Here is a 25,557-nt window from a genome sequence, read left to right on the forward strand (position 1 = left end):
CTCAGGCGGCATTCTTGAGTTTCGGGTCCAGCGCATCGCGCAGGCCGTCGCCCATCAGGTTGATTGCCAGCACGCTGAGCAAAATGGTCAAACCGGGCAGGCTCACCACCCACCAGGCGCGTTCGATGTAGTCGCGGGCCGAAGCCAGCATGGTGCCCCACTCCGGGGTGGGCGGCTGGACGCCAAGGCCGAGGAAGCCCAGGGCGGCGGCGTCGAGGATCGCCGAGGAGAAGCTCAGGGTGGCCTGGACGATCAGCGGCGCCATGCAGTTGGGCAGCACGGTGATGAACATCAGGCGCGGCAGGCCGGCGCCGGCCAGGCGTGCGGCGGTCACGTAGTCGCGGTTCAGTTCGCCCATCACCGCGGCGCGGGTCAGGCGCACGTAGGACGGCAGGGAAACGATGGCGATGGCGATCACGGTGTTGATCAGGCCTGGGCCGAGGATGGCGACGATGGCCACGGCCAGCAGCAGCGAAGGCAGGGCCAGCATGATGTCCATCAGGCGCATGATGGTCGGGCCGAGGACCCGCGGGAAGAACCCGGCGAACAGCCCCAGCAGGATGCCCGGGATCAGCGACATCACCACCGACGACAAACCGATCAGCAGCGACAGGCGCGAACCCTGGATCAGGCGCGACAGCAGGTCGCGACCCAGTTCGTCGGTGCCCAGCAGGAACTGGATCTGCCCGCCTTCGAGCCAGGCCGGCGGAGTCAGCAGGAAGTCGCGGTACTGCTCGCTCGGGTCATGGGGGGCGACCCAAGGCGCGAAGATCGCGCAGAACACCACCAGGATCATGAACATCAGCCCGGCCACGGCGCCCTTGTTGCGGGAAAACGCCTGCCAGAACTCTTTGTAGGGGGACGGGTACAGCAGGCTTTGATCGACTGCTACCGAGGTAGTTGGAGTACTCATTGATTTGATCTCAGCGCTGGTGACGGATACGTGGGTTGGCAAAGCCGTAGAGGATGTCCACGACGAAGTTGACCAGAATCACCAGGCAGGCGATTAACAGGATGCCGTTCTGCACCACGGGATAATCCCGGGCGCCGATGGCTTCGATCAGCCACTTGCCGATGCCCGGCCAGGAGAAGATCGTTTCGGTCAGGACCGCGCCGGCCAGCAGGGTGCCGACTTGCAGGCCGACCACGGTCAGTACCGGGATCAGCGCGTTGCGCAGGCCGTGGACGAATACCACGCGCGCCGGCGAAAGGCCTTTGGCCCGGGCGGTACGGATGTAGTCCTCGCGCAGCACTTCCAGCATCGAGGAGCGGGTCATCCGGGCGATCACCGCCAGCGGAATGGTGCCCAGCACGATGGCCGGCAGGATCAGGTGGTGCAAGGCATCGAGGAAGGCGCCCGGCTCATCGGCCAGCAAGGTGTCGATCAGCATGAAGCCGGTTTTCGGCTCGATGTCGTAGAGCAGGTCGATCCGTCCGGACACCGGGGTCCAGCCCAGGGACACCGAGAAGAACATGATCAGGATCAGGCCCCACCAGAAGATCGGCATGGAATAACCCGCCAGGGAGACGCCCATCACCCCATGGTCGAACAGGGACCCTCGCTTGAGTGCCGCGATCACCCCGGCCAGCAGGCCCAGGATACCGGCGAACAACAGGGCGGCCATGGACAGTTCCAGGGTCGCGGGAAACAGGGAGCTGAACTCGGTCCATACGCTTTCACGGGTGCGCAGCGATTCGCCGAGATCGCCGTGGGCCAGTTTGCCGATGTAGTCCAGGTACTGGGCGTACAGCGGCTTGTTCAGGCCAAGGCGTTCCATTGCCTGAGCATGCATTTCGGGATCGACCCGACGTTCGCCCATCATCACTTCCACGGGGTCGCCGGGGATCATGCGAATCAACGCGAAGGTCAGCAAGGTGATGCCGAAGAACGTGGGGATCAATAATCCCAGTCGGCGGGCAATAAAACTAAACATCTTCAGGTGTACCTCATCAGCCGGTTAGGCGTGCCCGGCAGCCCTGGGGTCAGGGATGCCGGGGCATCTTCTTATCTACTTCACCTGGGTGGTGGCGAAGTTATTGGTGGTGAGCGGGCTAATGGAGTAGCCCTCTACGTTCTTGCGCATTGCCGTGAACATCCGGGTGTGGGCCATGCTGATCCATGGCTGGTCCTGGTTGAAAATCACCTGGGCCTGTTCATAGAGCTTGATCCGCTCTTCGGGGTTCACTGTGGCGCGGGCCTGGTCGATCAGCGCCTGGAATTTCTCGTTGCACCAGCGGGCGTAGTTTTCGCCGTTCTTGGCCGCCTCGCAACTGAGCATAGGCGTCAGGAAGTTATCCGGGTCGCCGTTGTCGCCCGCCCATCCGGCGGACACCATATCGTGCTCGCCGTTTTTCGCGCGCTTGAGCATTTCGCCCCATTCCATCACACGGATGTCCACCTTGAGCCCGATCTTGGCCAGGTCGGCCTGCATCATCTGTGCGCCGAGCATCGGGTTGGGGTTGGTCGGGCCGCCGCCGTTGCGGGTGAACAGGGTCAGCACGGTGCCTTCCGGCACGCCGGCTTCCTTGAGCAACTGGCGGGCCTTGTCCAGGTCCCGCGGCGGGTTCTTCAGCTCATGATTGAAGCCCAGCAGTGTCGGCGGGTACGGGTTGACGCCGACGGTGGCGTTGCCTTTGCCGAACAGGGCATTGACGTAGGCTTCCTTGTCGAAGGCGATGTCGATGGCCTTGCGGACCCGGACGTCGCTCAGGTACTTGTGCTGGGTGTTCATGGCAACGTAGGACACGGTCATGGCGTCCAGTTCATCGACTTTCAGGTTGGGGTCTTTCTTGATGCTTGGAATGTCATCGGGCTTGGGATACAGCGCGACCTGGCATTCGTTGGCCTTGAGTTTCTGCAGGCGGACGTTGTTGTCGGTGGCGATGGCCAGTACCAGGGCATCGGCCGGCGGCTTGCCACGGAAATAATCCGGGTTGGCCTTGAAGCGTACCTGGGCATCCTTGTTGTAGCGCTGGAAGACGAACGGCCCGGTGCCCACCGGCTTGCTGTTGAGATCGCCGGTCTTGCCGGACTTGAGCAACTGGTCGGCGTATTCGGCCGGGTAGATCGAGGAGAAGGCCATGGCGATGTCGGCCAGGAACGGCGCTTCGCGACGGGTCAGGCTGAACTTGACCGTGTGTTCGTCGACTTTCTCGACGCTTTTGAGCAGCTCTTTGAAACCCATGCTTTCAAAGTAGGGGAAGCCCACGCTCGACAGCTTGTGCCACGGGTGGTTCGGGTCCAGCTGGCGCTGGAAACTCCAGACCACGTCGTCGGCGTTCATGTCGCGGGTCGGCTTGAAGTATTCGGTGGTGTGGAACTTGACGCCCTTGCGCAGGTGGAAGGTGTACGTCAGGCCATCGTCACTGATGTCCCAGGATTCGGCCAGGGCCGGAATCACTTCGGTGGTGCCGGGCTTGAAGTCGGCCAGGCGGTTGAAAATGGTTTCTGCCACGGCGTCGGCAGTGACTGCAGTCGTGTACTGGACCATGTCGAAGCCTTCCGGGCTGGCTTCTGTGCAAACCACGAGGGGCTTGGCCGTGGCGCCAACGGCGACACTCAGCAACGCGGCGGCGATGGCTGCGCGTAGGGGAATCATGTTCATCGTCAAATCCTCTGCAATCGATGTAACGGTAAAGCCGGGCGGCCGACCTCGTGAGTCGACCGCCCGGCGCAGGGTTTACAGAATGTTGAACGGGATGGTGGTGACCAGGCGGAACTCGTTGAGGCTGCCGTCGGCCTGGTTTTCACTGGCGCGGTGGGCAGTATAGGTCGCTCGGATAGCAGTGGCTTTCAAAGGGCCGCTCTGCACGGCATAGGACGCGCCGATGCCGTATTCGTAGTGGTGTTCACCGTCCATCGCCCGCACATCGCTATATCCGGTGCTGTTGTAGTGGGTACCGTCGATACCCCAGCCGCGCGCCTGGTAGATGTTGAACTTCAGGCCAGGCACACCGTACTCGGCCATGTTCAGGCCGTAGGCGATCTGGAAGGATTTCTCGTTCGGGCCGTTGAAGTCCGACAGCAGGGAGTTGGCCAGGTAGATGCCGTTGGTCTCGTGCAGGTAGTCGAAGTACTCGTTGCCGTTCACTTCCTGGTAGGAGAACGTCAGGCTGTGGGCCTGGTGGGTCAGTCCGAACGACAGGGAGTAGGTGTCGTTGTCGATCTCGCCCAGCTTGCTTTTGCCCGAGTCCACGGTCTTGTAGTAGTTCAGGCCGGTGGTCAGGCTCAGCACCGAGCTGTCCCCCAGTTCATGGGTGGCGCCAAAGTAGTACTGATTCCACATGTCCTCGGCTTCGGTCGCCCAGAGACTGGTCTTCAGGCTGGCCAGTGGCTGGTAGGTGATACCGGCGGTGTTGACGTGATCGGTCTCGACACTGCTGTCACCGTATTCGGAGCGGAACTTGCGCTGGCTCTGTTCGGTACGTGGCGAGTTACGGTCGAAGGTGGCGATATCGAAAGCCAGGTTCTCGAACTCTTCACTGTGCAGGCTCACACCCTGGAAGCTGGAGGGCAGTGCACGGTTGCCGATGACGTCGACCATCGGGCTGCTGAAGTTCTGGCGGCCGGCGGTCAGGGTGGTATTGGAAACGCGCGCCTTGACGTTGGCCAGGCCCAGTTTGCTCCATTGGCCGACGGCGTCGCCGCCTTCACGGGTCAGCGTACGGTTGTTGCCGGCGCCAGGACGGGTGGTCGGGGCACCGCCGTTGTTGGACGCCAGGTCCTTGCGGTCCTGGTCCAGGGCGATGGCGTTGTAGGCCGCCAATTCGGTGCTGAAGCCCACGGTACCTTCGGTGAAACCGGAGTTGTACTTGACGATGGTGCCTTGTACCCAGTTGATGCGGCGGTCGGTCTCACGGGCTTCGCCGTTCTTGCGATAGGTGAGTTTCGTACCGCGCTTGAACTGCTCGTTGGCATACCAGTTACGGGTAGTGCCGGTCACCGATTGCCCTTCGATGAAACCAGTGGCTTCACTTTGCGCGCTGGTGGTCTTGAGGGTCACAGGAGTGACCGCCTGGCTCTGCGACTCCGCATAGGCGGTCGCGGTAACGCTGCTGATGGCCAGGGCCAGTAACGCGCTGCTGCTTAATTTCATTGTGAAGCTCCTTTTTCTTTCTTTATTTAACGCCGGTCTTTTTTGGTGATACGGCTTTGGTTTTACAACTCATCACAGTTCGCAAACGTTTGCTGGGTGTATGAATGGCGAATTCAGGCAAAACGGCTGCATGAGGGTCCCGCAAGGGACCCCCGCCAATGCATGGTTGGGTTATGGCGCCAGGCTGACGCCGGAGAACACGTTGCGTCCGAAGGGGCTGACCTTGAATCCTTCGACTTTGGCGCTCAACGGCTGGTTGACCGTCGAGTGAGCGACAGGGGTGATCGGCACTTGCTGCTTGAGCAACTGCTGGGCCTGTTTGTAGAGCACGGTGCGCTGGTCGCGGTCGGTGACGACCTTGGCCTGCTTGATCAGCTTGTCGTAGTCCTGGTCGCACCACATGGAGTAGTTGTTGCCACCGATGGCATCACAGCTGTACAGCGTGCCGAGCCAATTGTCCGGGTCCCCGTTGTCGCCCGTCCAGCCGATCAGGCTGATGTCGTGTTCGCCGTTCTTGGTGCGCTTGATGTACTCGCCCCATTCGTAGCTGACGATCTTCACTTTCAAGCCGATCTTCGCCCAGTCGGCCTGGAGCATCTCGGCCATCAGCTTGGCGTTGGGGTTGTAGGGGCGCTGCACGGGCATGGCCCACAGGGTGATTTCGGTGCCTTCCTTGACCCCGGCGGCCTTGAGCAGCTCCTTGGCTTTTTCCGGGTTGTAGGGCGCGTCCTTGATGGTGTCGTCGTAGGACCACTGGGTCGGTGGCATGGCGTTCTGTGCCAGTTGCCCCGCGCCCTGGTACACGGCATTGAGGATGCCCTGCTTGTTCACCGCCATGTCCAGTGCCCGGCGTACTTCGACCTGGTCGAACGGTTTGTGGCGAGTGTTGTAGGCGATATAGCCAAGGTTGAAGCCGGGTCGTTCGATCAACTGCAGCTTGGGGTCGTTCTTCAGCGCCGGCACGTCGGCCGGGCGCGGATGCAGGGTGACCTGGCATTCGTTGGCCTTGAGCTTCTGCACCCGCACCGAAGCGTCGGTGTTGATGGAGAAGATCAGGTTGTTCAGCTTGACCCGCTCCGGCGCCCAGTACTGCTTGTTGGCCACGTAGCGGATGTTGGAATCCTTCTGGTAGCTCTTGAACTCGAAAGGCCCGGTGCCGATGGGTTTCTGGTTGATGTCGCTCGGCTTGCCGTTCTTGAGCAACTGGTCGGCGTACTCGGCCGACAGGATCGAGGCGAAGCTCATGGCGATGTTCTGGATGAACGCGGCGTCCACGCTGTTGAGGGTCATGACCACCGTCAACGGCCCGGTCTTTTCCACCTTGGCGATGTTCTTGTTCAGGCTCATGCCGTTGAAATAGGGGAACTCGGTGGGGTAGGCCTTGCGGAACGGATGCTGCGGATCGAGCATGCGGGTGAAGGTGAACACCACGTCGTCGGCGTTGAAATCCCGGGTCGGGGTGAAGTAGTCGGTGGTATGGAATTTCACGCCTTCGCGCAGGTGGAAGGTGTATTTCAAGCCGTCTTCGGAAATGTCCCAGCTCGTCGCCAGGCCTGGGACGACATTGGTCGCGCCCTTTTCAAACTCGGCCAGGCGGTTGTACAGCGGTTCGGCGGCATCGTTGTCGGTGGCGGTGGTGTATTGCGCCGTGTCGAAGCCGGCGGGACTGCCTTCGGAGCAGAACACCAGGCTGCCGTTGGCGGCCAGGGCCGCGGATGTCGTGGCCAGCAGGCCGGTACTCAGCAATGCGGATAAAACCAGGGTATGGCGCATGACGCTCCCTCTCTCGTTCGGGGTGTTTGACAGTGAGGCGGCAACCTTCCGAAGGGCCGGGTCACTGGGTTCATTCCATTGCGTGCAGCGATGACACAGGTGCCGGCAGATCGACCAGGATTCGACGGTATGAGTCGCGAGCCGGGTCGTAAATGCGTAACGCCTGAAAGACTTGTAAGAAAGGGCGATAGTCCTGGTCTTGCTATCAGGCTTGCGAAAGTCGCAGCCTGGGACAGGGCCTGAGGGACGTAGGCGATTTCCTGGGTCTCGGCAGATAAAGCAACGGCGACGTCAAGAAACGTCGCCGTTGCATACCTTATTTGTCGACGCTGACACCGTAGAAGGAGTTCAAGCCAAACGGGCTGATCTTGAAGTCCTGCACATTGGTGCGCATGGGTTGGAACACCGTCGAGTGAGCGATAGGTGTCATCGGCACCGCATCCTTGAGGATGTGTTGTGCCTGTTTGTACAGCTCGGTGCGCTTGGACTGGTCCGAAGTGCGCTTGGCCTGCTTGACGATGTCGTCGAACTTCTTGTCGCACCACTTGGAGAAGTTGTTGCCCTGCAGCGAGTCGCAACCGAACAGCACGTTGAGCCAGTTGTCCGGGTCACCGTTGTCGCCACTCCAGCCGATCAGCATCGCGCCGTTCTCGCCGCCCTTGGAACGCTTGATGTACTCGCCCCACTCGTAGGTCACGATCTTGGCCTTGATGCCGATCTTGGCCCAGTCGGACTGCAGCATTTCGGCCATCAGCTTGGCGTTCGGGTTGTAGGGGCGCTGGACCGGCATCGCCCACAGGGTGATCTCGGTGCCTTCCTTGATGCCCGCTTCCTTGAGCAGTTCCTTGGCTTTCTCGGGGTTGTACTGCGCATCCTTGATGGTGGTGTCGTAGGACCACTGGGTAGGCGGCATGGCATTGACGGCCAGTTGGCCGGCGCCCTGGTACACCGAATCGATGATCTGCTGCTTGTTGACGGCCATGTCCAGTGCCTGGCGCACCTTCAGCTGGGCCATCGGGTTGGGCTGGTCGCTGCCCTTGATCTTGTCCATCACGTTGTAGGCGATGTAGCCCAGGTTGAAGCCCGGTTGGTCCGGCATCTTCAGGTTCTTGTCTTCACGGATGGCCTTGAGATCGGCCGGACGCGGGAAGAGGGTGACCTGGCATTCGTTTTTCTTCAGCTTCTGGATACGCACCGACGGGTCGGTGGTGATGGCGAAGATCAGGTTGTCGATCTTCACGTCATCCGGGTTCCAGTATTCCTTGTTGCCGGTGAAGCGGATGTTCGAGTCTTTCTGGTAGCTCTTGAAGACGAACGGACCAGTGCCGATGGGCTTCTGGTTGATGTCGGCGGGCTTGCCTTCCTTGAGCAGCTGAGCGGCGTATTCGGCCGACTGGATGGAGGCGAAGTGCATGGCCATGTTCTGGATGAACGCAGCGTCGACGGCATTGAGGGTGAACCTGACGGTCTTGTCGTCCAGCTTCTCGACCTTGGCGATGTTGGTGTCCATGCCCATGTCGGTGAAGTACGGGAATTCGGTCGGGTACGCCTTACGGAACGGATCGTCCTTGCTGATCATGCGGTTGAAGGTGAACAGCACGTCATCGGCGTTGAAGGTACGGGTCGGCTTGAAGTACGGGGTCGTATGGAACTTGACGCCTTCACGCAGGTGGAAGGTGTAGGTCAGGCCATCTTCGGAAATGTCCCACTTGGTCGCCAGGCCCGGGATCACGGCGGTACCGCCACGCTCGAACTGGGTCAGACGGTTGAAGATGGTTTCGGCTGAGGCGTCGAAGTCGGTTCCGGTGGTGTATTGACCCGGGTCGAAACCGGCCGGGCTGCCCTCGGAGCAGAACACCAGGTTAGCCGCCGCTTGGGCGAAGGGTGCGCTGGCTAATAAGCTGGCGCCGACTAAAAACGGAATGACCGCGTGTTTAAGCATGTTGGCCTCATGATTTGTTGTCATTTTTGGATTTGAGGGCGACCTCGTGAGTCGTCCTGCGGATACTTATGCAGGCCCCATACCCAATGCAAGATCCAGAGCGGTTGCAAATCTGAAACAGTGGCACGAACGTACCTTAATGTCGCATCTGTGTAACTTCTGACGCGGTTGATCGTTTGCGCGGGTTTTTTCGGTGCAAAACGCGCCCTTTATCGGTGCGCGGCGGCGTGGCCGGGCACCGGTTCGGGGCGGGTTTTACTTGTGCAAACCCACGCCGTAGAAGGGTGTCAGGCCAAACGGACTGAGCTTGAAATCCACCACCTGTTTGTTTATCGGTTGGAACACCGTGGAGTTGGCAATGGGGGTGATGGGCACCTGTTGCTTGAGGATCTGCTGCGCCTGGCGGTACAGGTCGATCCGTCGCTGGCGGTCGGTGGAGACCTTGGCTTGCTGGACCAGGCGGTCATAGGCCGGGTCGCACCACTTGGCGTAGTTGCTGCCCTTGACCGCCGCGCAACTGTAGAGCACCCCCAGCCAGTTGTCGGGGTCGCCGTTGTCGCCGGTCCAGCCGTAGATCATCGCGTCGTGCTCGCCGTTCTTGGCGCGCTTGATGTACTCGCCCCACTCATAGCTGACGATGTTGGCCTTGATGCCGATCCTGGCCCAATCCTGTTGGATCATCTGCGCCGACATCCGGGCGTTGGGGTTGGAGGCGCGCTGCACCGTCATCGCCCATAAGTCGATGGTAGTACCTGGCGCAACCCCGGCCTCCTCGAGGAGCGCCTTGGCCTTGGTCACGTCATGGGGCGCATCGCGTATGGCCGGATCGAACGACCATTGCGCCGGCGGCAAGGCGTTCTGCGCCAGTTGGCCGGCGCCCTGGTAGACAGCCTTGATGATCGCCGGCTTATCGATGGCCATGTCCAGTGCCTGGCGGACCTTGAGCTGGTCCAGGGGCGGGTGCGTGACGTTGTAGGCCAGGAAGCCCAGGTTGAATCCCGGCTGCTTGAGCACTTGCAGGTTGGGGTCCTGTTCCATCACTTCGATGTCGGCCGGACGCGGGTAGCCGCTGACCTGGCATTCGTTGCGCTTGAGCTTCTGCAGGCGCACGGCGGCGTCGGGGGTGATGGAGAAGATCAGGTTGTCGATCCTCACATCCTCGGGTTTCCAGTAGGCCTTGTTGCCGGCGTAGCGGATCTGCGAGTCCTTCTGGTAGCGCTTGAACACGAACGGGCCGGTGCCGACCGGTTTCTGGTTGAGGTCGCCGGCCTTGCCTTCCTTCAATAGCTGCGCGGCGTATTCGGCGGACTGGACCGAGGCGAAACTCATCGCCAGGTTCTGCACGAAGGCCGCATCGACGTTGTTCAAGTCGAAGCGTACGGTGTGCTGGTCGATTTTCTCGACGCGCTTGATCGTGGTGTTCAGGCCCATGTCGGTGAAGTACGGCGACTCGGTGGGGTAGGCCTGGCGGAACGGATGCTGCGGGTCGAGCAGGCGCTGGAAGGTGAACACCACGTCGTCTGCGTTGAACTCGCGGGTGGGGGTGAAATAGTCGGTGGTGTGGAACTTGACGCCCTCGCGCAGGTGGAAGGTGTAGGCCAGGCCGTCGGCCGACACCTCCCAGCTTGTCGCCAGCCCCGGTTCCACCTCGGTGCCACCGCGTCTGAATTGGGTGAGGCGGTTGAAGACGGTTTCGGCCGAGGCGTCGAAGTCGGTACCGCTGGTGTACTGGCTGGGGTCGAATCCGGCGGGGCTGGCTTCGGAGCAGTAGACCAGGGTGGTGGCGGCCTGGGCCATTGGAATGCTGCCGATCAGGGCGAGGGTGAGTAGGAGTGGTTTGAAGGTGGTTCTGTCCATGAAATCCCTTGGCGGTGGTGACGATTTTCCTGAGGGTAGCGGTTGGGGTGGGACGGGGGAAATAGCCAAAAGTGCGAGGGACTGGTGGATTTGGATATACCGTGCAGTGCTTGAAGGCATTTCGTACGAGTCGAGTTGTCCGGCGCAGAGTTTTGAAATTGTACAGAACGTTGTACTATGTGCGCGCTCGGCCGTCATCGCTTTTGCTGGACGACTGAGAAGGCATCGAGGTTTAGCCAAGTGCCAGATTTACCTTGATACCCCCGCTTGCGGCGTGGATTCAAGGACTCCGCTTCTCAGCGGAGGAGACAAGTGCCCCGCTGTTGTTCCGCGGGAAACTCTCAAACCACCAGGGCGGTCCTGGTTTCGCCTGAGCTGGCCTCAGGAGGGAATTAGACGATGCATGTAATAACTTTCAGCCAGGCTCGTGCCGCCCTGAAGCAGACGATGGACGATGTATGCCGAGATCATGAGCCGACGGTCATCACCCGTCAGCGTGGTGATCATGTAGTGATCCTCTCCTTGGAGGACTACAACTCTATGGCCGAGACGATGTATCTGTTAGGTACAGAGTCGAATGCCACGCGCTTACGCCGTTCTGTTGCACTGCACAAAGCCGGGAAAGCCTTTGCCAGGGAGCTTCCTTTAAATGTCGGCAAAACAGAAACAGAAGAACAAAGCTAACGCCCGCGAGAACGTGGTAATTGCATTTGTGCCAGACGGTTGGGAAGACTACCAATACTGGGACGCAAACGATCCAACCAAACACGCGACGGTAGATGAGCTTATCGAGGCCTGTCTTCGCGACCCATTCAAGGGGGTTGGTCGACCTGAACCGTTGAAAGGGGATTTAACGGACTATTGGTCACGCCGTATCGACAAAGAGCATCGCTTTGTCTACGCCTATGAGAATGACACGCTGACAGTCATTTCATGTCGCTTCCACTACACGAAGTAATGCCCGACAAAAAGCCCGCGGTTGCGGGCTTTTGTATTTGTGGTGCCTTGAGCGGTGGAGCTCTTGCAGAGGCCCTGCTGCCATTCATCTGACACATTGCGGTGTCAGGGGGGCTGATTGCAGCCCAGCGGGATAAATCCCCTCGCCACAAGGGCTTCTCTGGGCTGATGGCACAGTCAGTCCATCGATTACTGCATCAACACCTCAATCGCCCCATCCGCCGTCATGCTCACTTGACTGGTACCGGGTGCCACTTCCGGCGTCACGGACTCCGCATCCATGGACGCGCCTTTCATCATCATTTGCGGGCGCATGAAGGGTTGTGGATAACCGTTGGTGTTGAGGTTCAGGTTGACGATTTTGTAACCCTTGCCGCCCAAGGCCTCGGTGGCCAGTTGGGCGCGGGCCTTGAAGGCGTTGACCGCGTCCTTGAGCAGGGCGTCTTCGCTGCTCTGGCGGGTGGCGGTGGAGATGGCGAAGTCCATGCCGCCCATTTTCATGTCGGTGAGCAACTCGCCGGTGAGCTTGGACAGGGCGGCGAAGTCGGCGCTTTCCAGGCGCAGTTCGGCGCGTTCGCGCCAGCCGGTGATTTTCTGGCCTTTGCTGTCGTAGATCGGGTAGCTGTTGCGGCTGCCCTGGCGCAGGGTGATGTCCTTGACCTGCTTGGCCTGGCCGATGGCCTTGTTCAGCGTCGTGCTGACGGCGGCGGCGAGCTTGGCCGGGTCGGCGTTCTGGTCCTCGGTGTAGAGGGTGACGATCATCAGGTCACGGGCCACTTCCTGGCTGGCTTCGGCGCGCAGGGAAATCTGGTTGTAGTGAAGCTCGTCGGCGGCCATGGCCGGCAGGCTGGCGACGGTGCCGAGGCTGACGGCGAGCAGGGCGGCGTGGCGACTGAACGTGTGCATGAAAGCTCCTTGGAATGAGGCGCAGGGGTGAGGTCCGGGCCTGCGTGAAGGATAAGACTCTAGCTTTTATGGGCGGGTTCGCACAGTTACAACTTCTATACAGATACCTGCCAGAGTGGGCAGTGTGTCATTTCGAAGCTGTGGCGCTTTGCCGCATAGCTGTCTGTGCCGCCCATGCCTTGGTTATACTCCGTGCGATTCGCCTGGAGCGCTCATCAGGAGAGCTCATGCTCGTCCCTTTGCAAATGACTTCCGCCTCTCGCCAGAACCTCTGGCGCCTGACGTTCATCCGGATCCTGGTCCTGGCCGCCCAGGCCGGCTCGGTAGGGCTTGCCTACTGGTTCGACCTGCTGCCGTTGCCCTGGCTGCAACTGGGGATCACCCTGGCCTGTTCCATGGGGCTGTGCGTGTTGACGGTCATCCGCCTGCGCACGTCCTGGCCGGTGACCGAGTTGGAATACGCGGTGCAACTGGCCTTCGACCTGTTTATCCACAGTGCGCTGCTCTACTTCTCCGGCGGTTCCACCAACCCGTTCGTGTCCTATTACCTGGTGCCGCTGACCATCGCCGCGGTGACCCTGCCGTGGCGTTATTCGCTGATTCTCTCCGGCATCGCCCTGGCGCTGTACACCTTGCTGCTGGCGCGCTTCTATCCGTTGGAAACCTTCCCCATTGCCCGGGAAAACCTGCAGATCTATGGCATGTGGCTGAGTTTCGCCCTGGCCGCGGCGGTCATCACGTTTTTTGCCGCGCGCATGGCCGAGGAACTGCGCCGTCAGGAAGAGTTGCGGGCCATTCGTCGTGAGGAAGGCCTGCGGGACGAACAACTGCTGGCCGTGGCCACCCAGGCGGCTGGCGCTGCCCATGAGCTGGGAACACCGCTGGCGACCATGAGCGTGTTGCTCAAGGAAATGCGCCAGGACCATCCCGACCCGGCCCTGCAGGACGACCTCGGCGTGCTGCAGGACCAGGTCAAGCTCTGCAAGGAAACCCTGCAGTACCTGGTGCGCGCCGCCGAGGCGAACCGCCGGTTGGACATCGACATGCAGGCGGTGACTTTCTGGCTCGACGAGGCCCTGAACCGCTGGCACCTGATGCGTCCGGAAGCCAGTTATCGCTTGCAACACCTGGGCAAGGGCGTGGTACCGCGCATGGCGCCGCCGCCGGACCTGACCCAGGCGTTGCTGAACCTGTTGAACAATGCCGCCGATGCCTGTCCCGACAACCTGGAAGTGGCGCTGGACTGGAACGCCTACGAGATGACCATCTGCATCCGCGACCACGGCGCCGGCGTGCCGCTGGCGATTGCCGAACAGATCGGCAAGCCATTCTTTACCACCAAGGGCAAAGGTTTGGGCCTGGGCCTGTTTTTGAGCAAAGCCAGCGTGACACGCGCCGGCGGCTCGGTGAAACTCTACCCCCATGAGGGAGGCGGCACGCTCACCGAGCTGCGCCTGCCCCGTGCCGACCGAGGAGACGAACATGAGTGACGAGATCCAAGTCGACGGCGAAGAGCTGCCGCACCTGTTGCTGGTTGATGATGACGCCACGTTCACCCGCGTCATGGCCCGCGCCATGTCCCGTCGCGGGTTTCGCGTCAGCACCGCCGGTTCCGCTGAAGAAGGCCTGGCCATCGCCCAGGCCGACCTGCCGGACTATGCGGCCCTGGACCTGAAGATGGACGGCGACTCGGGCCTGGTGCTGCTGCCCAAGCTGCTGGAGCTGGACCCGGAAATGCGCGTGGTGATCCTCACCGGCTATTCGAGCATCGCCACGGCGGTCGAAGCCATCAAGCGCGGCGCCTGCAACTACCTGTGCAAGCCGGCGGACGCCGATGACGTGCTGGCCGCGCTGCTGTCCGAGCATGCCGACCTCGACACCCTGGTGCCGGAAAACCCGATGTCGGTGGATCGCCTGCAATGGGAGCACATCCAGCGGGTGCTGACCGAGCACGAAGGCAATATCTCCGCCACCGCTCGCGCCCTGGGCATGCACCGGCGCACCTTGCAGCGCAAATTGCAGAAGCGTCCGGTGCGCCGCTGAACCAGCGCTGAACGGATGTTCTCCCTCTCGCGATAAATCGGGCCGATGCTCTATGATCGGCCCGATTCTTTTGATCGGGCTTTAAACCATGAATCAGAACGCTGAATATTCCGCGGTCAACGATGCGGTGCGCGGACAGTTTTTCCGTCGTGTCTGGCAAATGACCACTCCGTACTGGCGTAGCGAGGAGAAGGGAAAGGCCTGGACGCTGCTGATCGCCGTCATCGCGCTGTCGCTGTTCAGCGTGGCGATCTCGGTGTGGGTCAACAGTTGGTACAAGGATTTCTACAATGCCCTGCAAGAGAAGAACGACACGGCATTCTGGCAACTGATCCTGTATTTCTGCGGCATTGCCGCCGTGGCGATCCTGGGGGCGGTATACCGGCTATATCTGACGCAGATGCTCACCATCCGTTGGCGGGCCTGGCTCACCGAACAGCATTTCGCCCGCTGGCTGAACAACAAGAATTACTACCGACTGGAGCAGGGCGGCTATACCGACAACCCGGACCAGCGGATTTCCGAAGACCTCAACAGTTTCACCACCAACACCCTGGGCCTGGGGTTGGGCCTGCTGCGCACCGTGGTCAGCCTGGTGTCGTTCTCGATCATTTTGTGGGGCGTGTCGGGCAGCATCGAAGTGTTCGGCTACACCATCCCTGGCTACATGTTCTGGTGCGCCCTGGTGTATGCCGCGGTGGGCAGCTGGCTGACGCACCTGATCGGTCGCCGGCTGATCGGCTTGAACAACAACCAGCAACGCTTCGAGGCGGACCTGCGTTTTTCCATGGTGCGGGTGCGCGAAAACGCCGAGAGCATTGCGCTCTATAACGGCGAGCCCAACGAGAACCGACGCCTGAGCGGGCGTTTCGGCCTGGTCTGGCATAACTTCTGGGACATCATGCGGGTGTCCAAGCGGCTGACCTTCTTCACTTCCGGCTATGGTCAGATCGCGATCATCTTCCCATTCATGGTTGCTGCACCGCGTTACTTCGCCGGCAAGATCCAACTGGGCGAGCTCATGCAGATCAACTCGGCGTTCGGCAATGTGCAGGAGAATTTCAGCTGGTTCATCGATGCCTACGCCCAGCTCGCCGAGTGGCGCGCCACGTGCGATCGTCTGCTGAGCTTCCGCCAGGCCATGAGCGACAACGAAGAGCGGGTGCCGGCCATCGAAGTGGAGAACCAGGGCAGCCTGCTGAAGGTGGAGAACCTGGGGCTGGATGTGGCCGACGGTCGGCATCTGCTCAGCAACGCCGCCATGACCGTCGAACCCGGCGAGCGGGTGATGCTCAGCGGCCGCTCCGGGAGCGGTAAATCCACGCTGTTCCGGGCGATGGGACACCTGTGGCCCACCGGGCACGGGCGCATCCTGCTGCCGGCGGCGCGTTACCTGTTCCTGCCGCAGAAACCCTATCTGCCGATCGGCAGCCTGCGCGAAGTGCTCAGTTATCCACAGCCCGGGGATGTATACCCCAACGAGCGTTATGCACAGGTGCTGGAAACCTGTCGTCTGCCACACCTGGTTTCTCGACTGGACGAAAGCAATCACTGGCAGCGCATGCTCTCGCCGGGTGAACAGCAGCGTCTGGCCTTTGCCCGGGCATTGCTCTATGCCCCGCTGTGGTTGTACATGGACGAGGCCACGTCGGCCATGGACGAGGAAGACGAAGCGACGCTGTACCAGGCGCTCATCGATCAGTTGCCGGGATTGAGCATTGTCAGCGTCGGCCACCGAAGCAGTTTGAAACGTTTCCACCCACGACAGGTGCGCATCGAAAATGGCCAACTGGTGGAGCACACCGTGACCGCTTGATGACCATGCCGAACATTACTGTGGCGAGGGGATTTATCCCCGCCGGGCTGCGCAGCAGCCCTTGCTCTACCTATATACGCCACGGTGTTGCGCTTGATTTGATAGGGGCGCTTCGCGCCCCGGTGGGGACAATCCCCTCGCCACAACGACAATTCCCAACGAGGGCTGTACGGTAGGACGGTGATCGTACAACCACGTTGCGCTATGATGATGACCATTAGCCGCCTGCCGAGACACTGACCCATGGAAAACCCCATCGATTTACCACGCCTCCCCCGCAAGCGCCGCAGCCTGGCGCAGGAGCTGGTGACGGTGTTGTCCGAGCAGATCCGCGACGGCGTGCTCAAGCGGGGCGATAAACTGCCCACCGAGTCGGCGATCATGGAGGCCCACGGTGTAAGTCGTACCGTGGTTCGCGAGGCGATTTCCCGCTTGCAGGCGGCCGGCCAGGTGGAAACCCGCCATGGCATCGGCACGTTCGTGCTGGACACGCCCAGCCCGAGCGGTTTCCGTATCGATCCGGCCACGGTGGTCACGTTGCGTGATGTGCTGGCGATCCTGGAATTGCGCATCAGCCTGGAGGTGGAGTCGGCCGGGCTCGCCGCCCAGCGTCGCACCGACGAGCAATTGGCAACGATGCGCGCCGCCCTCGATGCCTTGAGCGAGAGCGCGGCCCACGCCACCGATGCGGTGGCCTCGGACTTCGCCTTCCACCTGGAAATCGCCCTGTCCACCGGCAACCGTTATTTCACCGACATCATGACCCACCTGGGCACCAGCATCATCCCGCGCACCCGCGTGAACTCGGCGCGCCTGGCCCATGACGACCAGCAACACTACATGGACCGCCTGAGCCGTGAGCACGAGGAAATCTACGAGGCCATCGCCCGCCAGGACTCCGACGCCGCCCGTGCCGCGATGCGCTTGCACCTGACCAACAGCCGCGAGCGGTTGCGCCAGGCCCATGAAGAGGCCCAGGCGCAGGGCTAGCTGAAAGTTGAACGATACCGACCGTCGCAACTGTCAGTCCTGACAGTTCGATCACTGTCCCTATTTGCCCTTGACTGGCGGTGCGAATGAACGCGCCTCCCCATTGATGGGGCAAGAGGACAACGCAATGGTCAACTCCAACGATAAGCAGGTTCAGCGGCTCCCCGCACAACGGGGCTGGCGTAAGGGGACGCAGAAAGCCCCTACAGCACCAACGAAAGCTCCAGGATTTCAGAGCGTGTTGGGTTGCCAGTATTGTAGTTAATAACGGTGTACTGCATTTTGGCTGTCGCTCCAGCCGTCAGCCCTTTCTCGAACGTCGATTTTGGAATTGCGAAGCCCAGTGGGAAGCGCTGGTCAGCGGTTAAAGCAACACTGTCAGTCCAGGTATTACCGGTGCTGGTCGTCACGGTGAATCTAACCTCGTCGCCTGCCCGATGGTTTTCGTATTGTCGAACCTCTGCCTTCGCAGGGTCGGGGAGTTTGGGTACGTCAACCACACCCTCTGTGGCATGTGAGAAGTAAGGTTTTTCCAGTTGTCTCGACGTTTTCATGATGGTTTCCTTTACAGGAATGGATTGGCGCGCAGCTCGTACCATGGCCTTAGGGTACGATTTTCAACGTGATCGGCTTGGAGTTATCCGGGTCATAGCTCTCGTTCGAACACCGGTAGCGCAGCTTCACCGATGTGCCGATGTAGGCTTTCAATACATCGTTGGATACGCTCATCAACACATCCTTTCGGGGCGAAGGCACGTCGAAATCATCCGGATGAGTCTCCGGATCCTTGTCGTAGACACCCATCGCTTCAGCGTGGGTGTCTTCCCATCCAGGGTGCGTCTCGGACTCCAGGACCAACCGACACGATGAGGTGACCGAGATCTTGTTCGGATACGGAATCCGGACCGTTAGCCCATCGCCAAGCTTCGACAGGCTGACCGTCACTTCTTCGCAGAGCTGTTCGGCAGGAAATTGCGTGAGAATGGGTTTCTCGAATCTCTCTTGGGTCTTTGCACTGTCATTGTCGTCCGACATGGGGTCTCTCCTTAAGGAGTCGCCTTTGCATCGAGGGGGCGACTCACTTCCAGCTTCATTTCGAATGCAGGAAGGAACCTGACCACGCGCGACCAGCTGCTTCACACAGGCTCTTCCTAAGAGGGCTTGCTCACGCCTTACCCGTCGGCGCTGAACAGCCACAGCTGCGTTATCCCCCCATCCCATGACGACGCCTACTGACAGAGTTGACAGTGACGACCAACGGTCTTCACCTCGGGCGGCTCCAGGAATCTTCACCTTCGTAGCTGTCACCTGGACCACGCTCAAAAGCGCGGTCTACAAGGCCCCTGATGGATTCCGAGCAGTGGCGCTCCACACAAAAGATGAAATGCAGTTGACGTTCTCATTTTAAGTTGTACGATGACTTACAACTTCTGACAGAAGCTTACCTTTCATACACACACAACTTGCGTCCCAGGGTGTTCGAATAATGAATCCACAAGAACTGAAGTCCATCCTCTCGTCTGGCCTGCTGTCGTTCCCGGTCACCGATTTCACTGTCCAAGGCGATTTCAATCGCGACAGCTACATCAAGCGCCTCGAGTGGCTGGCCCCGTACGGCGCTTCTGCGCTGTTCGCAGCAGGCGGCACCGGTGAATTCTTCTCCCTGGCCGCCAGCGAGTATTCGCAAGTCATCAAGACCGCCGTCGACACTTGCGCCACCAGCGTGCCAATCCTTGCCGGTGTTGGCGGTGCCACCCGCCAGGCCATCGAATACGCTCAAGAAGCCGAGCGCCTGGGCGCCAAGGGCCTGTTGCTGCTGCCGCACTACCTGACCGAAGCCAGCCAGGACGGCGTCGCCGCCCACGTTGAAGCCGTGTGCAAATCGGTGAAGATCGGCGTGGTGGTGTACAACCGCAACGTCTGCCGCCTGAACGCCGTTCAGCTGGAACGCCTGGCCGAGCGCTGCCCGAACCTGATCGGCTACAAGGATGGCCTGGGCGATATCGAGTTGATGGTGTCGATCCGTCGTCGCCTGGGCGACCGTTTCAGCTACCTGGGCGGCCTGCCGACCGCCGAAGTCTACGCCGCGGCCTACAAGGCCCTGGGCGTGCCGGTCTATTCCTCGGCGGTGTTCAACTTCATTCCGAAGACCGCCATGGACTTCTACAACGCCATCGCTCGTGACGATCACGCAACCGTCGGCAAGATCATCGACGACTTCTTCCTGCCTTACCTGGACATCCGCAACCGCAAGGCCGGTTACGCAGTGAGCATCGTCAAGGCCGGCGCGAAGATCGTTGGCTACGACGCGGGCCCTGTGCGCACGCCGCTGACCGACCTGCTGCCAGAAGAATACGAAGCCCTGGCCGCGCTGATCGACAAGCAAGGCAAGCAATAACAGACCGACAAGGCCGCTGAGCAATCAGCGGCTTTTTGCGTAAGGCTTGAGCGTTCCCATGCCCGGCGTGGGAGTGCAGCCAGGGACGCTCTGCGTTCCCAGACAGCTTTGTAAGAGGAGTAGCTACGTGGCAGATTCAAAGCGTTTCGATCACTACATCAACGGTCAGTGGGTAGCCGGTGCCGACTATTGCGCCAACATCAACCCGTCCGACCTGTCCGATGTCATCGGTGAATACGCCAAGGCTGACGCCGCCCAAGTCAACGCCGCCATCGACGCGGCACGCGCCGCATTCCCGGCCTGGTCGACTTCGGGTATCCAGGCGCGTCACGATGCGCTGGACAAGGTCGGCACCGAGATCCTCGCCCGCCGTGAAGAGCTCGGCCAATTGCTGGCCCGGGAGGAGGGCAAGACACTGCCCGAAGCCATCGGCGAAGTGACTCGCGCCGGCAATATCTTCAAATTCTTCGCCGGTGAATGCCTGCGCCTGTCCGGCGATTACCTGCCGTCGGTGCGTCCGGGCGTCAACGTCGAAGTCACCCGTGAGGCCCTCGGTGTGGTCGGCCTGATCACCCCGTGGAACTTCCCGATCGCGATTCCGGCCTGGAAAATCGCCCCCGCCCTGGCCTACGGCAACTGCGTGGTGATCAAGCCCGCCGAACTGGTGCCAGGATGTGCCTGGGCCCTGGCCGAAATCATTTCCCGCGCCGGCTTCCCTGCCGGTGTGTTCAACCTGGTGATGGGCAGCGGTCGCGTAGTCGGCGACGTCCTGGTCAACAGCCCGAAAGTCGATGGCATCAGCTTCACCGGTTCCGTGGGCGTAGGTCGGCAGATCGCGGTCAACTGTGTATCGCGCCAGGCCAAGGTGCAGTTGGAAATGGGCGGCAAGAACCCGCAGATCATCCTCGACGATGCCGACCTCAAGCAGGCTGTCGAACTGGCGGTGCAGAGCGCGTTCTACTCCACCGGCCAGCGTTGCACCGCCTCGAGCCGCCTGATCGTGACCGCCGGCATCCACGACAAGTTCGTCGCGGCCATGGCCGAGCGCATGCAGTCGATCAAGGTTGGCCATGCGTTGAAGGCCGGCACCGATATCGGCCCGGTGGTTTCCGAAGCCCAGCTCAGCCAGGACCTGAAATACATCGACATCGGCCAGAGCGAAGGTGCGCGGCTGGTCAGCGGCGGCGGCCTGGTAACCTGCGACACCGAAGGTTATTTCCTGGCGCCGACGCTGTTTGCCGACAGCGAGGCCTCGATGCGCATCAGCCGTGAAGAAATCTTTGGCCCGGTGGCCAACATTGTGCGTGTGGCGGATTACGAGGCGGCGCTGGCCATGGCCAATGACACCGAGTTCGGCCTGTCGGCGGGTATCGCCACCACGTCGTTGAAATACGCCAATCACTTCAAGCGCCATTCCCAGGCGGGCATGGTGATGGTCAACCTGCCAACCGCCGGCGTGGATTACCACGTGCCGTTCGGCGGCCGCAAAGGGTCGTCCTATGGTTCGCGCGAGCAGGGTCGCTATGCGCAAGAGTTCTACACCGTGGTGAAAACTTCATACATCGGTTCCTGACTGCAACACCGTCCGGGCTGGTCTTCCAGCCCGGACGTACAATCTGCTGACCCGCATAAAAATAAATAGTGGGAGTACCTCTAGATGCAAGCGACCAAGCCGACACACGTCCGCTATTTGATCCTGCTCATGCTGTTCCTGGTGACGACGATCAACTATGCCGACCGTGCCACCATCGCCATTGCAGGCTCCAGCCTGCAGAAAGACCTCGGCATCGATGCCGTCACCCTCGGTTATATCTTCTCCGCTTTCGGCTGGGCCTACGTGGCCGGGCAGATCCCCGGCGGCTGGCTGCTCGACCGGTTCGGGTCGAAGAAAGTCTATGCCCTGAGCATCTTCACCTGGTCGCTGTTCACCGTGCTGCAAGGCTACGTCGGTGAATTCGGCCTCTCCACCGCCGTGGTCGCCCTGTTCATGCTGCGCTTCCTGGTAGGACTGGCCGAAGCCCCATCGTTCCCGGGGAACGCGCGCATTGTCGCGGCCTGGTTCCCTACCGCCGAGCGCGGTACGGCATCGGCGATCTTCAACTCGGCCCAATACTTCGCCACCGTACTGTTCGCGCCGCTGATGGGCTGGATCGTCTATCGCTTCGGCTGGCAGCACGTGTTCATCGTGATGGGCCTGATTGGCATCGTGTTCTCGCTGATCTGGCTGAAAGTGATCTACAGCCCGCGCCAGCACCCGATGATCAACGAAGCCGAGTTCAATCACATCGCATCCAATGGGGCGATGGTCGACATGGACCAGGACAAGGGCAAGGACAAGAAAACCGAAGGCCCGAAGTGGGACTACATCCGCCAACTGCTGACCAACCGCATGATGCTTGGCGTGTACCTGGGCCAGTACTGCATCAACGGCATCACCTACTTCTTCCTCACCTGGTTCCCGGTGTACCTGGTTCAAGAGCGTGGCATGACCATCCTCAAGGCCGGTTTCATCGCCTCCTTGCCGGCCATCTGCGGTTTCATCGGTGGTGTGCTGGGTGGGGTGATTTCCGATTACCTGCTGCGCAAGGGGCACTCGCTGACCTTCGCCCGCAAGACGCCGATCATCGCCGGCCTGCTGGTGTCCAGTAGCATCGTGGCGTGCAACTACGTGGACATCGAATGGATGGTGGTGGGTTTCATGGCGCTGGCCTTCTTCGGCAAAGGCGTGGGCGCGCTGGGCTGGGCCGTAGTGTCCGACACATCGCCCAAGCAGATTGCCGGCTTGAGCGGTGGCCTGTTCAATACCTTCGGTAACCTGGCATCGATCACCACGCCGATCGTCATCGGCTACATCATCAGCTCCACCGGTTCGTTCAAGTGGGCGCTGGTGTTCGTGGGTTGCAACGCGCTGATGGCGGTCTTCAGCTACCTGGTCATCGTCGGGCCGATCAAGCGCGTGGTGCTCAAGGAGCCTGCTGCCAAGGATGCCGGCCTTTCCAGCCTGTCCGAAGCCAAATCCTGAAGGAGCCGTGTCGATGCAACTGATTGAACATGCCGACTCGCCTCGTTACATCCGCCTGCATGAGCGGGACAACGTGGTAATCGTCGTCAACGACCAGGGCGTACCGGCCGGGACCGAGTTCCCGGACGGCCTGGTTACCGTGGACTTCGTGCCCCAGAGCCACAAGGTCACCCTGGAGGACATCCCCGAGGGTGGCGAGGTGATCCGCTACGGCCAAGTGATTGGCTATGCGCTGCAACCGATCCCCCGTGGCAGCTGGGTCAAGGAAGACCAGCTGCGCATGCCCACCGCGCCGCCGCTGGAAAGCCTGCCGCTGTCCACCGACGTGCCGGCGGCCGATGCGCCACTGCAAGGCTATACCTTCGAGGGTTATCGCAACGCCGACGGTACCGTCGGCACGCGCAACATCCTGGGCATCACCACCACCGTGCAGTGCGTGACCGGGGTGCTGGATCATGCGGTCAAGCGCATCAAGGATGAGCTGCTGCCCAAGTACCCGAACGTCGATGACGTGGTGGCGCTGACCCACAGCTACGGCTGTGGCGTGGCGATCACCGCCACCGACGCTTACATCCCGATTCGTACCGTGCGCAACCTGGCACGCAACCCGAACCTGGGGGGAGAAGCGCTGGTGATCAGCCTGGGCTGCGAGAAATTGCAGGCCGGGCAGGTGATGCACGAGAACGACACTTCGGTGGACTTGAGCGAGCCGTGGTTGTATCGCCTGCAGGATTCCAGCCACGGCTTCACCGAAATGATCGAGCAGATCATGGAACTGGCCGAGACCCGCCTGAAAAAACTCGACCAGCGCCGTCGCGAGACCGTGCCGGCTTCGGAGTTGATCCTGGGCATGCAGTGCGGCGGCAGCGATGCGTTTTCCGGCATCACCGCCAACCCCGCGCTGGGCTATGCCTCGGACCTGCTGCTGCGTGCCGGGGCGACGGTGATGTTTTCCGAAGTCACCGAAGTGCGCGATGCGATCTACCTGCTGACCTCCCGGGCGCAGACCCGGGAAGTTGCTCAAGAGCTGGTGCGGGAAATGGACTGGTACGACCGTTACCTGGCCAAGGGCGAGGCCGACCGCAGTGCCAACACCACGCCGGGGAACAAGAAGGGCGGGTTGTCGAACATCGTCGAGAAATCCCTGGGGTCGATCGTCAAGTCCGGCAGCAGTGCGATCAACGGCGTGCTCGGCCCGGGCGAGCGCTTCAAGCAAAAGGGCCTGATCTTCTGTGCCACACCGGCCAGTGATTTTGTCTGTGGCACCTTGCAACTGGCGGCGGGGATGAACCTGCATGTGTTCACCACCGGCCGGGGAACGCCATACGGCTTGGCCATGGCCCCCGTGGTGAAGGTCTCGACCCGCACCGAACTGGCCCAGCGCTGGCCGGACCTGATCGACATCGATGCCGGACGGATCGCCACCGGCCGGGCCTCCATCGAAGAGCTGGGGTGGGAGCTGTTCCACTACTACCTGGACGTGGCCAGCGGCAAGAAGCAGACCTGGGCCGAGCGGCACAAGCTGTACAACGACATTACCTTGTTCAACCCGGCGCCGATTACCTGATGATTTGGTGATCGCCGCAGACCCGGTGTGGGAGCGAGCTTGCTCGCGATGGCGGTGGCTTGCTCCCACAGGGGATTTGTGGCGAATACAGGTTCTGTATTCACCCAAAAACAGGGAAGCGAGCCTGCTCGCGATAGCGCTTCACCAGACGCCAACGTCGTTAGTGGCTTATCATTAGCCTCCTAACGACACCCCTCTCAAGGTCCCCCGGCATGCTGGCAATTTTCCTCGAAACCCTGAACGTCACCGCGCCGGTGTTCGCCATGCTGTTTCTGGGGGTGTTGCTCAAGCGCATCGACTGGATCAACGACAATTTCATCCACATCGCCTCGTCCCTGGTATTCAACGTCACCATGCCGGCGCTGTTGTTTCTCGGCATCCTGCACGCGGATCTGCATGCAGCGCTGCAGCCGGATCTGTTGATCTACTTTTGCATCGCGACCCTGTTGAGTTTCGCGATGGCCTGGGGCTGGGCGATCTGGCGTTGCCCGCGGGAAGATCGCGGCATCTACACCCAGGGTGCATTTCGCGGCAACAACGGTGTCATCGGCCTGGCGCTGGCGGCGAGCATGTACGGCGACTACGGGATTTCCCTGGGCGCGATCCTCGCGGCGCTGGTGATCCTGTTCTACAACACCCTGTCGACCATCGTGCTGGCGGTCTACAGCCCGGTGATCAAGTCCGATCCGTGGAGCATCTGCAAGAGCGTGATCAGCAATCCGCTGATCATCAGCGTGATCGTCGCCGCGCCGTTCGCCTATTGGCAGATCGGCGTGCCGAACTGGTTCGAGACCTCGGCCAAATACCTGTCGCAAATGACCTTGCCCCTGGCGCTGATTTGCATCGGCGGCACGCTATCGCTGGCGGCCCTGCGCAAGAGCGGCAAGATGGCCCTGAGTTCGAGCCTGGTGAAGATGGTCGGCCTACCGCTGGTGACCACCCTCGGGGCCTGGCTCTGGGGCTTTCGCGGCGCGGAACTGGGGATCCTGTTCCTGTACTTCGGCAGCCCCACCGCGGCCGCCAGCTTCGTCATGGCCCGGGCCGCCGACGGCAACCATGAACTGGCGGCGGCGATCATCGTCATCACCACCTTGATGGCGGCGATTACCACCAACATGGGGATCTTTGTGTTGCAGTGGGGTGGCTGGATCTAGCCCACGATCTTCTGAATGGTTAAGAGTGGTGGCTCA

Annotated in this window: 21 protein-coding genes; 11 read left to right on the forward strand and 10 right to left on the reverse strand. The window is 61.0% G+C overall.

What is annotated here, in order from left to right; translation table 11 throughout:
- Position 1: 1 nt before the first annotated feature.
- From AC1M7R_RS15370 to AC1M7R_RS15400, 7 genes are all read right to left on the reverse strand, one after another.
- The gene (locus tag AC1M7R_RS15370) at positions 2-913 is read right to left on the reverse strand and encodes an ABC transporter permease subunit (protein ID WP_072388478.1); all 912 of its coding nucleotides are present in this window, start codon (positions 911-913) and stop codon (positions 2-4) included.
- A 10-nt stretch (positions 914-923) separates the two neighbouring features.
- Positions 924-1,934, reverse strand: coding sequence for an ABC transporter permease subunit (locus tag AC1M7R_RS15375; protein ID WP_072388476.1), 1,011 nt, complete (start codon positions 1,932-1,934; stop codon positions 924-926).
- A 75-nt stretch (positions 1,935-2,009) separates the two neighbouring features.
- Positions 2,010-3,605, reverse strand: coding sequence for an ABC transporter substrate-binding protein (locus tag AC1M7R_RS15380; RefSeq protein WP_072430746.1), 1,596 nt, complete (start codon positions 3,603-3,605; stop codon positions 2,010-2,012).
- A 75-nt stretch (positions 3,606-3,680) separates the two neighbouring features.
- The gene (locus AC1M7R_RS15385; RefSeq protein ID WP_072388472.1) at positions 3,681-5,096 is read right to left on the reverse strand and encodes an OprD family porin; all 1,416 of its coding nucleotides are present in this window, start codon (positions 5,094-5,096) and stop codon (positions 3,681-3,683) included.
- 171 nt (positions 5,097-5,267) lie between these two features.
- On the reverse strand, positions 5,268-6,869 hold the full coding sequence (locus AC1M7R_RS15390) for an ABC transporter substrate-binding protein (RefSeq protein ID WP_072430747.1): 1,602 nt from the start codon (positions 6,867-6,869) through the stop codon (positions 5,268-5,270).
- 316 nt (positions 6,870-7,185) lie between these two features.
- Positions 7,186-8,811 carry an ABC transporter substrate-binding protein gene (locus AC1M7R_RS15395; RefSeq protein WP_072388468.1) on the reverse strand — a complete coding sequence of 542 codons (1,626 nt, stop codon included), beginning with the start codon at positions 8,809-8,811 and terminating at the stop codon, positions 7,186-7,188.
- 255 nt (positions 8,812-9,066) lie between these two features.
- Entirely contained in the window at positions 9,067-10,668 is a 1,602-nt protein-coding gene (locus AC1M7R_RS15400) for an ABC transporter substrate-binding protein (protein ID WP_072388466.1), read from the reverse strand.
- 399 nt (positions 10,669-11,067) lie between these two features.
- On the opposite strand from AC1M7R_RS15400, the gene AC1M7R_RS15405 reads away from it, so the two are divergent.
- Together AC1M7R_RS15405 and AC1M7R_RS15410 are read left to right on the forward strand one after the other, a co-directional pair.
- Positions 11,068-11,352 (forward strand): type II toxin-antitoxin system Phd/YefM family antitoxin, encoded by a 285-nt coding sequence (locus AC1M7R_RS15405; RefSeq protein ID WP_072388464.1) that lies wholly within the window; start codon positions 11,068-11,070, stop codon positions 11,350-11,352.
- A complete protein-coding gene (locus AC1M7R_RS15410; RefSeq protein ID WP_072388462.1) occupies positions 11,318-11,626 on the forward strand; it encodes a Txe/YoeB family addiction module toxin in 309 nt (102 codons plus the stop codon). Before AC1M7R_RS15405 ends, AC1M7R_RS15410 begins: the two co-directional genes overlap by 35 nt.
- A 188-nt stretch (positions 11,627-11,814) precedes the next feature.
- On the opposite strand, the gene AC1M7R_RS15415 is transcribed toward AC1M7R_RS15410, so the two are convergent.
- Complete coding sequence (locus AC1M7R_RS15415; protein WP_072388460.1) at positions 11,815-12,531, reverse strand: SIMPL domain-containing protein; 717 nt, start codon at positions 12,529-12,531, stop codon at positions 11,815-11,817.
- A gap of 227 nt (positions 12,532-12,758) precedes the next feature.
- On the opposite strand from AC1M7R_RS15415, the gene AC1M7R_RS15420 reads away from it, so the two are divergent.
- From AC1M7R_RS15420 to AC1M7R_RS15435, 4 genes are all read left to right on the forward strand, one after another.
- A complete protein-coding gene (locus AC1M7R_RS15420) occupies positions 12,759-14,021 on the forward strand; it encodes an ATP-binding protein (RefSeq protein WP_072388458.1) in 1,263 nt (420 codons plus the stop codon).
- Positions 14,014-14,574, forward strand: coding sequence for a response regulator transcription factor (locus AC1M7R_RS15425; protein WP_025211826.1), 561 nt, complete (start codon positions 14,014-14,016; stop codon positions 14,572-14,574). The genes AC1M7R_RS15420 and AC1M7R_RS15425 overlap by 8 nt, the downstream gene beginning before the upstream one ends.
- Positions 14,575-14,662: 88 nt before the next feature.
- Positions 14,663-16,390 carry an ABC transporter ATP-binding protein/permease gene (locus tag AC1M7R_RS15430; RefSeq protein ID WP_072388455.1) on the forward strand — a complete coding sequence of 576 codons (1,728 nt, stop codon included), beginning with the start codon at positions 14,663-14,665 and terminating at the stop codon, positions 16,388-16,390.
- Between the two features lie 243 nt (positions 16,391-16,633).
- The gene (locus AC1M7R_RS15435; RefSeq protein WP_072388453.1) at positions 16,634-17,380 is read left to right on the forward strand and encodes a FadR/GntR family transcriptional regulator; all 747 of its coding nucleotides are present in this window, start codon (positions 16,634-16,636) and stop codon (positions 17,378-17,380) included.
- A gap of 203 nt (positions 17,381-17,583) precedes the next feature.
- Here the strand turns inward: AC1M7R_RS15435 and AC1M7R_RS15440 are convergent, their stop codons facing one another.
- Complete coding sequence (locus AC1M7R_RS15440) at positions 17,584-17,934, reverse strand: hypothetical protein (protein ID WP_072388451.1); 351 nt, start codon at positions 17,932-17,934, stop codon at positions 17,584-17,586.
- A gap of 49 nt (positions 17,935-17,983) precedes the next feature.
- Positions 17,984-18,415 carry a hypothetical protein gene (locus tag AC1M7R_RS15445; protein ID WP_072388449.1) on the reverse strand — a complete coding sequence of 144 codons (432 nt, stop codon included), beginning with the start codon at positions 18,413-18,415 and terminating at the stop codon, positions 17,984-17,986.
- 451 nt (positions 18,416-18,866) lie between these two features.
- Between AC1M7R_RS15445 and kdgD the strand changes: the two genes are divergently transcribed.
- The 5 genes from kdgD (at position 18,867) to AC1M7R_RS15470 (ending at position 25,521) form a co-directional block, all read left to right on the forward strand.
- Positions 18,867-19,778, forward strand: coding sequence for a 5-dehydro-4-deoxyglucarate dehydratase (gene kdgD / locus AC1M7R_RS15450; protein WP_072388447.1), 912 nt, complete (start codon positions 18,867-18,869; stop codon positions 19,776-19,778).
- 127 nt (positions 19,779-19,905) lie between these two features.
- Positions 19,906-21,351: an aldehyde dehydrogenase family protein gene (locus AC1M7R_RS15455; RefSeq protein WP_072388445.1), complete on the forward strand. Its 1,446-nt coding sequence runs from the start codon at positions 19,906-19,908 to the stop codon at positions 21,349-21,351.
- Between the two features lie 84 nt (positions 21,352-21,435).
- A complete protein-coding gene (locus AC1M7R_RS15460; RefSeq protein WP_072388438.1) occupies positions 21,436-22,800 on the forward strand; it encodes an MFS transporter in 1,365 nt (454 codons plus the stop codon).
- Between the two features lie 13 nt (positions 22,801-22,813).
- Positions 22,814-24,367 (forward strand): galactarate dehydratase, encoded by a 1,554-nt coding sequence (gene garD, locus AC1M7R_RS15465; RefSeq protein WP_072388436.1) that lies wholly within the window; start codon positions 22,814-22,816, stop codon positions 24,365-24,367.
- A 212-nt stretch (positions 24,368-24,579) separates the two neighbouring features.
- Positions 24,580-25,521 carry an AEC family transporter gene (locus AC1M7R_RS15470; protein ID WP_490609733.1) on the forward strand — a complete coding sequence of 314 codons (942 nt, stop codon included), beginning with the start codon at positions 24,580-24,582 and terminating at the stop codon, positions 25,519-25,521.
- The last annotated feature ends 36 nt before the right edge of the window (positions 25,522-25,557 follow it).

The organism is Pseudomonas sp. MS01C9 (assembly GCF_058202755.1).